At 36.7% G+C, this 15,213-nt stretch carries 16 protein-coding genes and 1 pseudogene; 7 read left to right on the plus strand and 10 right to left on the minus strand.

The window, feature by feature from the left end; genetic code table 11:
- Window positions 1-90: 90 nt before the first annotated feature.
- A complete protein-coding gene (locus CWB66_RS09975; RefSeq protein WP_138585263.1) occupies window positions 91-918 on the minus strand; it encodes a phytanoyl-CoA dioxygenase family protein in 828 nt (275 codons plus the stop codon).
- Window positions 919-1,186: 268 nt separating this feature from the next.
- Between CWB66_RS09975 and CWB66_RS09980 the strand changes: the two genes are divergently transcribed.
- Entirely contained in the window at window positions 1,187-1,681 is a 495-nt protein-coding gene (locus tag CWB66_RS09980; RefSeq protein ID WP_138585264.1) for a DUF5071 domain-containing protein, read from the plus strand.
- A 115-nt stretch (window positions 1,682-1,796) separates the two neighbouring features.
- Here the strand turns inward: CWB66_RS09980 and CWB66_RS09985 are convergent, their stop codons facing one another.
- From CWB66_RS09985 to acuR, 3 genes are all read right to left on the minus strand, one after another.
- Window positions 1,797-2,213: a VF530 family protein gene (locus CWB66_RS09985; RefSeq protein WP_077537918.1), complete on the minus strand. Its 417-nt coding sequence runs from the start codon at window positions 2,211-2,213 to the stop codon at window positions 1,797-1,799.
- A 72-nt stretch (window positions 2,214-2,285) separates the two neighbouring features.
- Window positions 2,286-3,278, minus strand: coding sequence for an acrylyl-CoA reductase (NADPH) (acuI, locus tag CWB66_RS09990; RefSeq protein WP_138585265.1), 993 nt, complete (start codon window positions 3,276-3,278; stop codon window positions 2,286-2,288).
- Between the two features lie 49 nt (window positions 3,279-3,327).
- Window positions 3,328-3,963, minus strand: a complete 636-nt coding sequence (acuR, locus tag CWB66_RS09995) for an acrylate utilization transcriptional regulator AcuR (RefSeq protein WP_138585266.1) — start codon at window positions 3,961-3,963, stop codon at window positions 3,328-3,330.
- Between the two features lie 408 nt (window positions 3,964-4,371).
- Here acuR and rmf point away from each other — a divergent pair, with 408 nt between their 5' ends.
- The gene (gene rmf / locus CWB66_RS10000) at window positions 4,372-4,542 is read left to right on the plus strand and encodes a ribosome modulation factor (RefSeq protein ID WP_002960897.1); all 171 of its coding nucleotides are present in this window, start codon (window positions 4,372-4,374) and stop codon (window positions 4,540-4,542) included.
- A gap of 96 nt (window positions 4,543-4,638) precedes the next feature.
- On the opposite strand, the gene fabA is transcribed toward rmf, so the two are convergent.
- Window positions 4,639-5,154 carry a bifunctional 3-hydroxydecanoyl-ACP dehydratase/trans-2-decenoyl-ACP isomerase gene (gene fabA / locus CWB66_RS10005; protein WP_002960896.1) on the minus strand — a complete coding sequence of 172 codons (516 nt, stop codon included), beginning with the start codon at window positions 5,152-5,154 and terminating at the stop codon, window positions 4,639-4,641.
- A gap of 203 nt (window positions 5,155-5,357) precedes the next feature.
- Here fabA and CWB66_RS10010 point away from each other — a divergent pair, with 203 nt between their 5' ends.
- Genes CWB66_RS10010 through CWB66_RS10020 form a run of 3 tightly spaced genes read left to right on the plus strand, consistent with a single transcriptional unit; the run spans window position 5,358 to window position 7,463 of the window.
- On the plus strand, window positions 5,358-6,215 hold the full coding sequence (locus tag CWB66_RS10010; protein WP_138585267.1) for a 6-carboxytetrahydropterin synthase: 858 nt from the start codon (window positions 5,358-5,360) through the stop codon (window positions 6,213-6,215).
- On the plus strand, window positions 6,208-7,026 hold the full coding sequence (locus CWB66_RS10015; RefSeq protein WP_138585268.1) for a M23 family metallopeptidase: 819 nt from the start codon (window positions 6,208-6,210) through the stop codon (window positions 7,024-7,026). Before CWB66_RS10010 ends, CWB66_RS10015 begins: the two co-directional genes overlap by 8 nt.
- A gap of 5 nt (window positions 7,027-7,031) precedes the next feature.
- Window positions 7,032-7,463 (plus strand): acyl-CoA thioesterase, encoded by a 432-nt coding sequence (locus CWB66_RS10020; protein WP_138585269.1) that lies wholly within the window; start codon window positions 7,032-7,034, stop codon window positions 7,461-7,463.
- A gap of 266 nt (window positions 7,464-7,729) precedes the next feature.
- On the opposite strand, the gene CWB66_RS10025 is transcribed toward CWB66_RS10020, so the two are convergent.
- The 5 genes from CWB66_RS10025 to CWB66_RS10045 are packed head-to-tail and all read right to left on the minus strand — an operon-like array spanning window position 7,730 to window position 13,340.
- Complete coding sequence (locus CWB66_RS10025; protein ID WP_138585270.1) at window positions 7,730-9,052, minus strand: Na+/H+ antiporter family protein; 1,323 nt, start codon at window positions 9,050-9,052, stop codon at window positions 7,730-7,732.
- A complete protein-coding gene (locus CWB66_RS10030) occupies window positions 9,049-11,037 on the minus strand; it encodes a transglutaminase TgpA family protein (protein ID WP_138585271.1) in 1,989 nt (662 codons plus the stop codon). The genes CWB66_RS10025 and CWB66_RS10030 overlap by 4 nt, the downstream gene beginning before the upstream one ends.
- Window positions 11,034-12,023 carry a DUF58 domain-containing protein gene (locus CWB66_RS10035; protein WP_138585272.1) on the minus strand — a complete coding sequence of 330 codons (990 nt, stop codon included), beginning with the start codon at window positions 12,021-12,023 and terminating at the stop codon, window positions 11,034-11,036. Before CWB66_RS10035 ends, CWB66_RS10030 begins: the two co-directional genes overlap by 4 nt.
- Window positions 12,024-12,029: 6 nt before the next feature.
- Complete coding sequence (locus CWB66_RS10040; RefSeq protein ID WP_138585273.1) at window positions 12,030-12,935, minus strand: AAA family ATPase; 906 nt, start codon at window positions 12,933-12,935, stop codon at window positions 12,030-12,032.
- Between the two features lie 21 nt (window positions 12,936-12,956).
- Window positions 12,957-13,340, minus strand: a complete 384-nt coding sequence (locus tag CWB66_RS10045) for a response regulator (RefSeq protein ID WP_138585274.1) — start codon at window positions 13,338-13,340, stop codon at window positions 12,957-12,959.
- A gap of 373 nt (window positions 13,341-13,713) precedes the next feature.
- Between CWB66_RS10045 and CWB66_RS10050 the strand changes: the two are divergent.
- Window positions 13,714-14,672: pseudogene (locus CWB66_RS10050) on the plus strand (sugar-binding transcriptional regulator).
- Between the two features lie 392 nt (window positions 14,673-15,064).
- A complete protein-coding gene (locus CWB66_RS22225) occupies window positions 15,065-15,208 on the plus strand; it encodes a hypothetical protein (RefSeq protein ID WP_171037488.1) in 144 nt (47 codons plus the stop codon).
- Window positions 15,209-15,213 lie beyond the last annotated feature (5 nt).

Raw genomic sequence — 15,213 nt, forward strand, 5'->3', positions numbered from 1 at the left:
GGTATTTAGGCAAGGCAGAGCCTATAGTCTGTGGTGTTCCCCATAAATAGGCGATAACGCAGCATAAATGCGCAAATAGAAACAGAGTACTTATTTGATAAACTCGATACAATATTCTGCCGCCTCCATTTGTATTTGCGTTTCATAAAAATCACTGGGTAGCTGTATATCATGTTGAAGGTGTTTTGCGCTGAGTGTTTGTATGTTCTTTATGAGTGCTTGGCGTTTTTTAATCCATTCATTTGGAAATATCGGATTATTGATAAGGTGCGATAAAGCCCTAAATTCAAAGTATATAGTTCTGCGTATTGCTTGGGCTTCCTGCCTTGTTGATGAATGAACTGTATTTACATGATGTATTATTACGTCTCCTGCACAGGCTGTAACATCTAAGCTTTTTAACTCCGAATTTGTTAACTGGCGTTTTATATCGCACACACTTAATGGGCTACAATGAGAACGAGGGATCACCTTTAAAGCCCCATGTTCTGCTTTTGCGTCATCTAAATATATACCTACAGTTATAATTGGAATTTGCGTGCTTACGGGCATATCACGGTGCCAATCAAAACCGTGCGTATCTTGTGAATGCTTAATTACAATTGATTCATAGGTCGGTAAAGCGGGTTCACCAATTATAGCCTCAACGTAATTCATGAGTTTAGTATGTGCTAATAAGCAAGCGAATTGAGGTTTAAACAGAAAGAGTGAATTGATACGCGATATATATGGGGTATCTGCATTTTGGATGATGGCAATATTATCGAGTGATTGTCCTAAAAAGTAGTGTGACTTTGCCTCATCATCCAAATGCTGGCAAAAGTTTTGAAGTTTAGCAATTGTACTAGGTTCAATTAATTGTTTAATTAATACAAAGCCTTGCTGTTTAAACTGTTCTGATACCAAGTTAGTTTGCATATTAAAATTTCCTTTTAGTGATCCACACCAATTATATTTTACCAAAGTTTCAAAGCGTTACTGCGTTTAACACATTTATTATTAAGGGCAATATTGGCTTAAAAGTGGTTTAATCTTGAAGTATATAAAGTACTAAGAAAGTCAGGTTTACACAACGATACGCAGCTTACATTTATAGTAAATTGCTGTCAGTATTTAGTTAATAGATGATCAAAAATTGCTATGTTGTCATACCGCTGAATAATCAAGCATATAAAAAGGAATACAAATGACTAATAAAATATTAGATAAAGGGGATCAAGCGTCAGTAGATGAGATTATTGCTATAGGCTATCCACAAAACACGGAATACCTAGACGAGTTATTGTCTTCGACATGCGATCCTAATTGGCCTATTGCTGGCCCAATTTATCAATATTTTATAAAGCTTGGCAAAAATGAAGTCGATAGAGTACTTGTTGCAGCAAGTAAAGCCGATAATGACTGGAGATATTCCCTTATTATTCAAATAATTTCCTGCTACGACGATGAAACATTGAATGAATGCATAAACGATTTAAAAAAATGGGCATCTGCAACAGGCTCCGATGAATGTGATTTTGAAGCAATACGTGTTTTAACAGACAGAGAACTGATCCCAGCCGACGAAATAGCGCAGATAGCAAAGAGAAATCTGTTTGTATACAACATCTGGATAAAAGAAACACTTGAGGCTGCAAATAGGGCTCTCTATTCACTTCCTTCAGGTGAACATAAACTCTAAACTTTTATTTGCAATAGTATGATTATCATAATAAATAGACAGAATGAGAATGAATTTAGTGTTATTAGAGTGGTGTAAACTACAGCAGCTCTAATAACATTAAGCTGAAACTATTTTAGTTACCCCAAGGGTTACTAGAATTAGAGCGTTGTTTACGATCGCGAGCACGTTGTTTAGTTTCTTTCTTTTCTATAATTCGCTTCGCATCAACAAAACTAAGTTCACATGGTTCACCAGGTTTATGATCCGCTGGGATAACACGGTCACGTGGGGGGAGTTCATATTGAACATCGTCAGGCTTAGGCAAGTTTTTAAGACGGTATAGATAAAAATTATCTACTTTCTCTTGTGCCCACTGTGTTTTACGTAAAAATTTAACCGCAGATTTTATATCGGGGTTATTTTTAAAACAGTTAAGTTGTAAATAAGCGTGCAGGAGTTCCCACCCGTATTGTTCAACCAGCTCTTCAACCACTTGTTCTAATTTTACGCCTTGCAGTGGGTTATTACTGAAAAGTTCTTGGTTGCTCATAGGTGTTACCTCGTTATTAAAATACAAATTGTATTATAAATTTAATAAGGAGGCTTTAACAGTGCAAATAGCTCAACTTTGGCAATTAACTACAACGCGACCTCTAATTTTACCTTCCATAAGTCGCTCTGCGTTATCAATTACCTGTTCTAGCGTTATTTCAGTCGAAATTTTATCTAAATAATCAGCGTTGACTAATTTAGCTAAACGATCCCATGCTTCAATTCTATCTGCTCTAGGGCGCATTACGCTATCAATACCAATAAGTGATACACCACGTAAAATAAAAGGTGCAACTGAGGCAGGTAAATCCATACCTTGTGCAAGTCCGCACGCTGTAACTACACCACCATATTTTAATGAAGCACAAATGTTTGCAAGTGTGTGGCTACCGACAGAATCTATCGCTGCAGCAAAACGTTCTTTTTGTAGTGGTTTACCGGGGTTCGAGAACTCATCGCGGCTAATGATTTGTGTTGCACCTAGCTTTTTTAAATACTCGTTTTGATCTAACCGTCCTGTTGCAGCGGTTACGTTAAACCCAAGTTGATTTAGTAAATAAATAGCAAAGCTGCCTACGCCACCATTGGCACCTGTTACCAGTATTTCACCAGAATTTGGTGTAATACCTTGTTTTTCGAGCGCTATCACGCTTAGCATGGCGGTATATCCTGCAGTGCCTATTTGCATAGCTTGTTTTGGGGAGATCCCGGCAGGTAAGGGGATTAACCAGTCGCTATTAAGTGCTGCTTTTTGTGCAAGTCCGCCCCAATGTTTTTCACCCACGCCAAAACCGTTTAAAATTACGTTATCGCCGTTTTTAAATTCATCGCTGGTAGAATTTGTAACAGTACCCACTAAGTCGATACCAGGTACCATTGGAAAGCTTCGTACTACCGGCCCTTTACCTGTAATCGCCAAGCCATCTTTATAATTAAGCGTGCTGTATAGAACGTTTATAGATACGTTTTCGTTTGGCAACTCACTATTTTCGATAGTTGATAATGAGGCGCTGTAGTTATTATCTTCTTTATTAATAACAATGGCTTTAATTGGCTTATTCATGGGATATCCTTTTAGACCGGTCGTCTTTTAACTGGCAAATAAAAACGCATTAGGTTAATAATGCGCGTAAAAACATTTCTGTATATAAAGTAAGTGGGGTATTTGATTTTGTGAGCTTGGCACGCATAACTGCGCCTTCCCAACCAATCCAAAAATATTCGCTCATTAGGTGTGTATTTACGCTGTTTGCAATAGTGCCTTGTTGCTTCGCTTGATTTAAGCATTCTTCTACATGGTTTTGCCATGTGGTGTAGCTTTGCATTAATCTGGTTTTAAACTCATCACTTAAGTGATTGAGTTCTTGATTTAAATTACCTACTAAACAGCCTCGTTTGTAATCGTATTTTTTCATCCCTTTAATCGCACTTTGGGTAAAATTAACAATTCGCTCAAGTGGGGGGACATCTTCTTGCTGTAAATAATGGGTAAGTTTGGCAATAAAATAACAGTCGTACGCATCTACCAATGCAATACCGTAGGCTTCTTTACTTTTAAAGTAATGGTAAAAAGAGCCTTTAGGTACAGCTGCTTTTTTTAAAATGGTATCTAGCCCTGTGGCGCTAAAACCAAATTCGGTTAGGGTTTCTAGGCCCGTGCGAATAAGTAACGCTTTAGTATCGGCGTTATCTCTGGCTATTTTAGGTGGGCGGCCACGGCGTACAGGTATTGATGTATTTTTGTTCATGAACTTATATTAGACCGATCGACTTTAAATAATCAAGTATAAAGTTAAATTGTTTAAAAATAGTTCATATTGCAATAAATCGATAATAAAAAATAATTGCAATAAAAGTGTCACGATTACATTTTTATTTGGAACTTACTCAAAACACACGAGTCGTAATTTATGTACTTAAGTACATTTTAGCGATTATTAAGTCGTATTTTATTTCGCATAAAACCGGTCAAATTAAATGTTGTATGACCACTTACTTTTTTAAATGTTAATTCATTTTTGCATCAGCAGCTTAGTTAAAGTCAAACACTTTAATTGCTTTTATGATTTGAATTTTACATTTTTATTAACTATTCATTAAATGTAGATTTCACTAATGCTACACAATATATAAATAAAAAGGTGAGGATATTACCGATGAAGAGACAGAAAAGAGATCGTCTAGAAAGAGCTCATTCTCAAGGTTTTAAAGCAGGCTTAGCAGGTCGCTCAAAAGAGCTATGCCCTTATCAACAAGTAGATCCCAAATCGGAGTGGTTAGGTGGTTGGCGTGAGGCGATAGAAAATCGCAACATGTACAAAACATAATAATCTATAATTGAATTTAAGCAAAAAGGCCTCCACGTTGGAGGCCTTTTTGTTTGTTCGCTAAATTTACAACCTAAACAGTTTAAGTTGAGTCATTTAAAACGCGCTAGTGTCTTGAAATAAGCCCACTTTTAAATCTTTAGCTTCGTAAATTACTCGGCCATCGACTTCTACAGTGCCATCAGCAACACCCATAAATAATTTACGTTTAATAACGCGTTTCATTACAAGGCGGTAAGTTACTTTTTTATTAGTTGGTAAAATTTGGCCAGTAAATTTAACTTCACCCACACCTAGCGCACGGCCAAGACCAGGTCCACCAGACCAACCTAAGTAAAAGCCAACTAGTTGCCACATAGCATCTAAGCCTAAACAGCCTGGCATTACTGGATCGCCTTTAAAATGACAATCAAAAAACCAAAGGCTAGGGTCAATATCAAGCTCAGCAACAATTTCGCCTTTACCATGAATACCGCCATCAGCTGTAATAGAGGTAATGCGATCCATCATTAACATGTTGTCGCTTGGTAAACGGCAGTTACCTTCACCAAACATTTCACCTTGACCACACAGGATCAACTCTTCTTTTGTATAGCTATTTTTAGGTTCCATAACACTTATCTTCGCTTAGAAATTGCCAAGTACTTTAGCGTACACTTGTACGCTAAACAACTCGGAGCAGTTAAAAAATCAAAATATTGCGCATTAAATCATCAATCAATCAACTCGATTGGTTTTTGCTCTATAAAACCGCGCAATTACAATCAGAAATCATTATAATTAGCGCTGTCTTATAACCAGTCTAAAGGAAGTTTATGATCCTTTTTGTTAACTCACTAACTGTGATTGATTTTTCTTACTTATGTAACAAACGCGGCGCCGTTGGCGAGAGCTGGATTGTTGATTTAACTTTGCACGGTAAACTTAATAAAGAGTCTATGGTTTTAGACTTTGGTTTAGTTAAAAAGCAAATTAAAGGCATTATAGATGAGTGTATCGATCACCGTTTAGCAATTCCTACAGGCCTTAATGGCACAGTGTCTGAGTTTGATGAGCATAAAACACTCGACTGCACATTTGGTGAAAACAACCACTTAGCGATGAGTGCTCCTCATCAAGCTTATTGCATGATTAACGCAGATGAAGTAACGGTTGAATCGGTGACTGACTTTTTAGTTGCAACAATTTTACCAAAGCTGCCAGATAACATAGAAAAAATTGAGCTGTCTCTTAAGCCTGAACACAGCCAAAGCTTCTATTATCATTATAGCCATGGTCTTAAAAAGCATGACGGTAATTGCCAGCGTATTATTCATGGGCATCGCTCTCAAATAGGCATAAGCCTTGATGGTATTTCTATGCCGCGCTTACAAAAAGAATGGTCTTTAAAGTGGCAAGATATTTATCTAGCGACCAGTGAAGATCAAATTAACGCACCTGATTTAAAACATATTACAGCAAAAGTGGATGATGTATGCTTTGCCTATACATCGGCACAAGGTTATTTTGAAATGGCTATTAGCGAGTCTCGTTGCGACATTTTACCCGTAGATACCACTGTAGAATGTATTGCTGAACATGTAGCTGGCCAAATTAAAGCCCAATACCCAGAAAAAGCTGTAAAAGTGACTGCTTATGAAGGTGTCGGAAAAGGGTCAATTAGTTATGTTTAAAACTCTTTTAGCAACAGCGCTTGTTGCCTCTGCTAGCTTTAGTGCTATGGCGCTTGAGCTAAAAGGGCATTTAACACAAGGCGGTTTAGTTACTGGTAAGCTTGAAAACGTAAAGTCAGTTAGTTTAAATGGTGAAAATTTAAAACTATCGGCACAAGGTGATTTTGTGTTTGGTTTTGGTCGTGACGCTGAAACTACTCACACTTTAAAATGGGTAGATAACAATGGTAAATCGTATTCACAGCCAATTGCTATTACTAAGCGCGACTACAAAATTGATAAAATTACCGGCGTAGCTAAAAAATATGTCTCTCCGCCAAAAGAAGTTAGTGCGCGTATAAGCCGCGAAGCAGTTGCTGTGCGAAAAGCGAGAGAAGTTGACTCTGATTTACTGTACTTTTTAGACCCTGTGTTAAAGCCTGCAGAAGGGCGTATATCGGGTGTTTACGGCAGCCAACGTTATTTTAATGGCGAGCCTCGTCGTCCGCACTTTGGCTTAGACATCGCTAATAAAACAGGTTCTCCTGTTTACGCGCCAATTAGTGGTACCGTGGTATTTTCTGAACCTGATTTATACTACTCAGGCGGTACATTAATTATTGATCATGGCCATGGCATTACCTCCACATACATACATTTGAGTAAGCTTGATGTAAAAGAGGGTGACAAAATTGAACAAGGCAATAAAGTAGCTGAAATTGGTGCAACCGGCCGTGTTACTGGTCCTCACTTAGATTGGCGTTTTAACTGGAAAGGCGAACGCCTTGATCCTGCATTATTAATGCAAGATACATTAGCAAACAAAAAGTAGGATTTATGACTGACATAAATCGCGATGCAATAATTGCACAGCGTATTAAAGATTCAACTACATCAGTAACTAAAACCGTATTTCCTGGGCGTACTAACCATCACAACACATTATTTGGTGGTGATGCACTGGCGTGGATGGATGAGGTTGCATTTATAGCAGCGACTCGTTTTTGTCGTAAACCTTTGGTAACTATTTCATCTGATAGAGTCGATTTTAAAGAGGCAATACCAGCAGGTACTTTTGCAGAGTTAATCGCTAAAGTTGTACATGTAGGAAATACCAGCTTAAAAGTAGATGTAGATATATTGCTTGAAACAATGCATAAAGACGACAAGCATTCAGCCATTAGTGGTAGCTTTACGTTTGTTGCAGTGGATGATAATCACAGACCGACACCGGTAGTATGCGATAAAATGATCTACGGCTTCGAATAATTTAACGCTTCAAAGACGCGGTAGAGTAAAATTATATAAGCACCTTAATTGGTGCTTATATAAAAAACCAAAAAGAACACATCATACTAGATTTATATTAAATATAATCTCAACAGCGATGTTAATATTAACGACTAGAGTAATCAGAATAGAGAGCTATTAATTGATAGGGCTGAGAACTGTTAGTAGTAAAAAGGTATGCTTTAAACATACCTTTTCTCAAATAGAGCCTCAATTAAACGCACTAATATTTACATCAATACCACTTAAAGCACCATTGCCGCAATCCAACCAAATATTAATAACGGTATATTAAAGTGCACAAAGGTCGGTACAACCGAATCCCAAATATGGTCGTGCTGCCCATCGGCATTTAAACCTGATGTTGGGCCAAGTGTTGAATCTGACGCAGGGGAGCCTGCATCACCTAATGCCCCAGCGGTACCGACAAGAGCGGCAGTGGCCATTACAGAAAAACCAAGCTCTAAACACAAAGGTACAAACAAGGCTGCAATAATAGGCACTGTTGAAAATGAACTACCAATGCCCATTGTGATCAGTAATCCAACAAGTAAAATAACGGCTGCAGCTATGGGCTTATTTCCATCAAATAAAGTAGCGGCACTATTTACTAAGCTCTCTACATCGCCAGTGGCTTGCATAACCGATGCAAAACCTTGTGCTGATATCATAATAAAACCAATCATCGCCATCATTGCAACGCCTTTGCTAAATACGTCGCCATTTTCTTCCCATTTAACAACACCAAATACGCTAAAAATCATTACGCCGACTAAGCCGCCTAAAATCATTGAGCCACTTACGTTTTGTGCAACTAAAGAGGCGAGCACTGCAAATAAACCAACCAGCATCACTTTTTTAGGATTCTCGACAGCCACTGATTTACTCTCAATTGTAAGCGACTGTTCTTTGTAATCGCGGCGTTTACGATAGGTAAAAAATACCGCAATAAGTAAACCTATAAACATACCAATAGCGGGTATAATCATTGCCATCGGTACTTGGGTATTGACTATGCTTAAGCCGTTATCGACTAGATTTTTATGCAAAATCGAATACAAATAAATACCGCCAAAGCCATAAGGTAAAACCATGTAGGATGTGGCCAAACCAAACGTTAAAATACACGCAATGGCACGGCGGTCTAATCGAAGTTTATTAAATACCACAAGTAATGGAGGAATAAGAATAGGTATAAACGCAATGTGTACAGGTACCAAGTTTTGCGATGATACGGCGCAGGCTAAAATAATTAATAATATAAAATAACTCAGTACAGTTTCACTGCCGCCATCTTTAGCATTAACCTTAGCAAGTAATTTAGCAGCTAAAATTCGCGTTAAACCCGATTTAGAAATTGCTACAGCAAATGCGCCTAGCATGGCATAACTTAAAGCAATTTCAGCGCCGGCCGACAAACCGGAATTAAATGCATCTAGGCTTTCTTTTAAACCTAAGCCTGCAGTTAAACCTGCAACAAGGGCACTGAGTGTCATTGCCACTATGACATTTACGCGGACTAAAGTAAGCCCCAGCATTAAAATAACGCCTATAACAACCGCATTCATATTTTTCTCTTATTTGTGCTTTTAATTAATTTTATCAGATCTTTAGCCTGAGTTTTACGCTCTTTTGTAAATGGCGTTTTAGCATAACGTACTTGGTTAAATAACTGACTAAATTCGATGATTAATAGCCCAACTTCAGGTTTTTTTTGCGAAATATATTCGAGTTGCTGGTTTGGCGTTAAGTGCTCAGGTGCAATAACTTTATTTTTTTGCGCCCAGCGTAAAATATCAAGGTACTCTTTGACGATAGGAGGGTGTTTTGTTTTACTTTTTTGCGGCCAATTTAAATAAACAAAATAGCCTGCAAAGCTAAAACCAGCGATTAAAAGCACTATTAGAGGCACCAACCAACTATTTTTACTACCAAAAAGTGATTTTAAAAAGTCACTTTGCTTTTCGTCATCAAACCCTAAAACCCAGCTAGACCATTTATAATCTAGATTTTCAATCTCGAGTCTTAACCAATTAATAGCAGCAAAGTTGCTTAATCTTACTAAACCAAAATCAAGATTACTTTTAAACTCATCATTAAGTTCATCGTTTTGTGAAAGAGATCCATTTAATCGTTCGGGGGCAACAACGGCGGTTGCATCAAAAATAACCCAACCTTCGTTTTCTAAATATACTTCTACCCACGCATGCGCGTCGTACTGGCGAACTGTTAGCGTATTATTATCTTGATTTAATTCACCGCCTAAATAACCACTTACTACTCGAGCAGGTATGCCTGCATTTCTAAAAATATACGCAGCGGCGCTAGCATAGTGCCCACAAAAGCCACGTTTGTTTTCAAATAAAAACTGATCAATTGTATTATCGCCACTCATAGGGGAAGGCGTAAGTGTGTATTTAAACTCTTTTTCTACAAAATACTGTAACAAGGCATTATAGAAATCACGATCTGAATTAACATACTGCATTAAACCATTAGCTAATTCAGAGGCTTGGCTATTTTGTTTGTGAGCAAGATACGTATAGCGTTTTTTTTCAAACTGCTCAAGCGCAGTACTTTCAAAGTCAAAGCTGCTGACATTGTATTGTAAACTTTTGGCCTGATAATTTTTTTTACGTAATATACCAAGCAAACTGTTGTTTACGTTTTTGCTATTACTCATTGAATAGGCCAATCCGTATAACCATTTTTGGGTAGCAGGCTCTGCAATAATCGTATAGTTCGCCAGTTTTTGGGTATTGTTTGTAACGCTTGAGCTGTTGTTAGATTGATTATTATATTTTAAATAGTCAGACGTAAGCCACGCATTGCCATTAAATTCGTCATGCACAATAGCTCGCCAATAATAAGGGGAACTGGGGGCTCGTTGATTAAATGTAGCTCTAAAAACTAATTCGTCAGAATTAGAAAGCTTTGCAATATCAAATGGGTCTACCTGCTCAGAAAGGCCCGTTTTGGCTAGCTTTGGCCCTGGTAACTGCCAAAATGCAGGTATTTTAGGTAAAAACAAAAGTAAAAATATTGCCAGCGGCAATGCCATTAAAAATAATTTACTACTTTGTTTTGAAACCATTTTTAAGTTGTGCTTTGACTCTAACAGCCCAAGTACAGCAAAGTTTAGTATAAACAAACCACTTACAACTAAGGTTGTTATTATACTTTGGTTAAATAAATACGCAGACGAGAGAGAGAAAAAAGTAAGGGTAATAATAATATGATAATGCTTTTTTGTTTTAGCTTGTAGCAATTTAAAAATACTAGAAAGCAGTAACATAGCAACAAATAATATAACCGTATCGGACATTCCAACACTGTAAATCATTACAACTAGAGAAGAGCCAGCCAATATATTTGCAAGCCATGCATTGGGCTTTTTAGTGTTTTTAAAGGCAATTACAAAATTCCATACACATAACGTAGCTAGCACACTCACAAATGCAATGGGTAAATGTGCAATAAAAAACACAATTAAAAAGGCGTAGATAAAGCACAATGAAAAGTTAACTATTTTTTCATTTTTGATGTCATTCATAATACATCGCCATCATAAGCACTTAAACATTCTAAACACTGCTGCTTGTGTTGTTGACCTGTGTTTATTTCTATCGATTTATTTGGCAGTTTTAACATAAAAGAGCTGTTTTGCTCTGTGGCTTCACAGACTAAAAAACACAATTGGCTTAAGCGCTGCTCAGTACCGCCTGTCATTAAATTAAAATCAAACAAAGCATTTGCTGTTTTAAAATCAACAAATTCTTTTACCAATAACTGTTGAGTTTTAGCATAGTGTTTCCAAGATACTCTATTTAGCCCCATCTCTGGCTGATGAATAACTAAATGTTCAAACTCCTCACTTCCGAGTTTTTTTACTTTGCCATTATCGGCCTGTTCATCAAGTGAACTAACATGTGCATCACTGTGTACTTTTTCAAGCGATGGATAGACAAATACAGTTGCTTGAGGTTGAACGTAACTCCAAACAGTTACTAAACCAAAAGGGTAGTTACTAGCAATTTTAATACGCTGAAAAGCATAACGTCCACGTTGCTCATAAGGTAAATTAAGCGTTGCAGTAACGGCGGTGTTATTTATTTCATCAAGGTGACAATAAGTTTGAGTAATACCCTGATAAATAAGCGATATTGACTGGCACGCATGTGTACTTTGTAAAATAAATTGTGCGCTGGGTGTTTGCGCTGCAAAACTCGAAAACACATTTTTAAATGTGACAGTTAAGCCTCTTACGTTGCTATAACCCATTAAAATAGCTATTACTATTACTACAAACATAAGGTAGGACATTATTAAAATTAAATTATTTTGATAATTAATACCCATCACAAAGTTTAAAATAGCGACAACAATAAAGTACCAACCAAGAGACGACGGTAAAACATAAATAGTGTTATGTTCAAGCGTAATTGAATTTTTTAAATGCTTACTTTTCAAAAATTTATTAAAAACAGCACGTTTAAATGAGGTATATAAAGTAGGGCGCTTAATCGATTTTTTTGGCATAAAATTTTATACCGGAACCGACACTGCTTTTAAAATATCGTTAACTTGCGATTCTCCCGACTCATTATGCAGCCCTAAGCGATGTAGACACACACTCGTAAATACAGCTTGAACATCTTCAGGTAATACAAAATCGCGGCCATCTATAAATGCCCACGATTTTGCCGCTTTAGCAAGCGCCATACTTGCTCTTGGTGAAAGCGCCGCTGCAAAAGCATTGCTACTTCGCGTAAAATTAACAAGCTCAATGATATAGTCAACAACTGGTGAACTTAAAATTATTTGCTGAATGTGTGTTTGAATCTGCGCTAATTGTTGCTGCTCAATACGTTGTGGTAATTGAGCATAATCACGCTTTTGCATATTTAAAATTAAACGTTTTTCCGCCTCTTTTGGCGGAAATCCCAAGCTAATACGCATTAAAAAACGATCTAATTGGGATTCAGGAAGGGGATAAGTGCCTGATTGATAAAGAGGGTTTTGTGTTGCAATAACAAAAAATGGGTTGGGCAATGTATACTTTTTACCATCAACAGTAACTTGTTGCTCTTCCATTGCCTCAAGTAATGCGCTTTGTGTTTTAGGGCCGGCTCGATTTATTTCATCGGCTAAAACAACTTGGCTAAAAATAGGTCCTTTATGAAACGTAAAGCTATGCTCGCTTGTGTTAAATACATTAGTACCTAGGATATCGGCGGGTAGTAAGTCGCTAGTAAATTGTATTCTCTGATACGATAAACCAAGCACAGCCGCTAAAGCATGCGAGAGCGTTGTTTTACCCATATCAGGTAAATCTTCTATTAGTAAATGGCCTTCGCTAAGCAAACAAGTAAGTGCCAATTTAATTTGTTGTTGTTTACCAAATATAACACTCGATAAATCGTCTATAATTGTTACTACTATACTGTGCATGCTAACCTTTTTATATACCAACTATTCTATAAGTTCGAGCCGCTTCATTACGGTGTCTACTTTTTTTGCGTTAAATGGTTTTGCAATAAATCCTTTTGCACCTAGTTCCCACGTGTTTTGTACGTTTTCAAAACTGTTATGGCCAGAGCACATTACAACGTGTGCTTGCGGGTAAGTTATATTTATAAATTCTAAAATATCGGTGCCATCAGAGTCCGGTAAATCAACATCTAAAAAGATAACATTAGGCGACTTTTCATCAATAACTGGTTTTGCTGAGCTAAAATCTACGCTTTCTAAAATATCTTCATAACCTAACTCGGTTAGAATTTGGTTTAGATAATCACGTATTTCTTTTACATCGTCAATGATGAGGATAGGCTCAAGCGGGCGAACAAATTCCATATGTAGGTTACTTCTATTTTTGAATACATCTAAGTGCTTTAATACTAAGCTAACCCCATCATAAGCTCAAGAACGTTGCTTAAAAAAACACTAATAAATAAACTGTTCATAGGTTTGACCAACAGCTTATTTTTAAAGGATTACCTGCTTTTATATCTCCTACGAACTTTAAATAACCTTAAATAGCACCTTATTTTAATTACATAATCATATGAAACCTAGGTGTTTTATTAAGGAATGGTATATTTACAACTATAAATAACAAAAACGTTATTGATAATTAGATACTAAAAAATTTATATAGCAGCACATAGAATTAAAATTATGCAATGAAAATAAGGACTTAGTTTTCCTTATGTTTTAAGAGGTTTACGTGGTAAAGCTATCAAATACAGAAATTAGAAAGCTAGATGATGCAGCCAGAGCAGGGTGGTTATATTATGTTGGCGGTAACACACAAGATGAAATTGCTAAAAAGCTAAATATATCTCGTCAATCTGCACAAAGAATGGTCGCATTATCAGTTATCCAAGGGTTAATAAAAGTTAGGCTCGATCATCCTATTGCAAAATGTATGGATTTGGCCGAAAAATTAAAAAGCCGTTTTGGGTTAGATTCGTGTGAAGTTGTACCGAGTGATCCGTCTGGACCTTCATCTACTTTAGGTTTAGCTCAAGCTGGCACGGCAGAAATAGAACGTCATTTAAAATCAAAACAACCTAAAGTCGTTGCAATGGGAATCGGTCGAGTTTTACGTTCATGTGTGGATGAACTAAGAACCGTTGATTGCCCACAATATAAAATTGTAGCAATGCTGGGTAATATGGCTTTGGATGGATCGGCTTCACCTTATGATGTTGTAGTAAGAATGGCCGAACATACCAATGCAAAACATTATCCAATGCCATTGCCAGTTTTACCAAGAAGCATTGAAGAAAAAGAGCAATTACACGCACAGCAAAATATAACCGGCAATTTAAAACTCGCTAAAGACGCCGATGTAACATTTATAGGTATTGGTAGCTTAGGTGAAAAATCGCCACTAAATATGGATGGTTTTATTGATGCGCAAGAACTTACAGAATTACAAGATCTTGGTGCTGTTGGCGAAATGATTAGTTGGGTGTTTGATAAAAACGGTAAGCTTTTAATTGCACAGTTAATCAGCGTGTAGCAAGTACGCCATTAAAAACAAGTGCTAACAAACAGATCTATGCGATAGCTGCTGGCGAAGAAAAAGTATTGGCCATTTTGGGCGCAGTAAGGTCAAACATGATCAGTGGATTAATTACTAACGAATATACAGCTGAGCGCTTATTAATTATTGGTTGAACAATTTGAAAATAAAGCATCTGTATTAGTAATACTTGTTATTGTAATAAAACCACTTAATGTCCGACACCGTCTAGTATTGGACATAGTGAGGGCGCATTTAATCGCTCTTTCTATATATACATTAACTACCTATAATTTATATTATGTTAAATAAGGTATTTTACGCCATATTGGCGCGTATTCCCAGTTCAAGCAAAACCCCCATCGTAAGCCCTGTTTTTATATGTTTTCTCTTTTTGGTGATTATTCGTTTATTTGGATTGAAACTAATTTATCAATCTAAAAAAAGAATGAAAAAACACAAAATAATTTATCTCGATGATCTCATTTAATTATTTTTTGCCGGATTTAGGAACGTATTTAGGTATTTATTTATTGGACTACTTATTATGGATACATTTAAAAATTTATTATTTCGTGCTGGTTTCATGAATTTTGGTAAATTAGATCGTAAAGCAACGATGGAATTTTTGCTTATAAACTCAGAACGAACTTTAGAGCGCTGGGTAAGTACAAATTGTAGTGGTCAATAAAATTT

It is taken from the genome of Pseudoalteromonas sp. S558, from assembly GCF_005886635.1.
In the GTDB taxonomy this organism is placed as follows: domain Bacteria; phylum Pseudomonadota; class Gammaproteobacteria; order Enterobacterales; family Alteromonadaceae; genus Pseudoalteromonas; species Pseudoalteromonas aliena.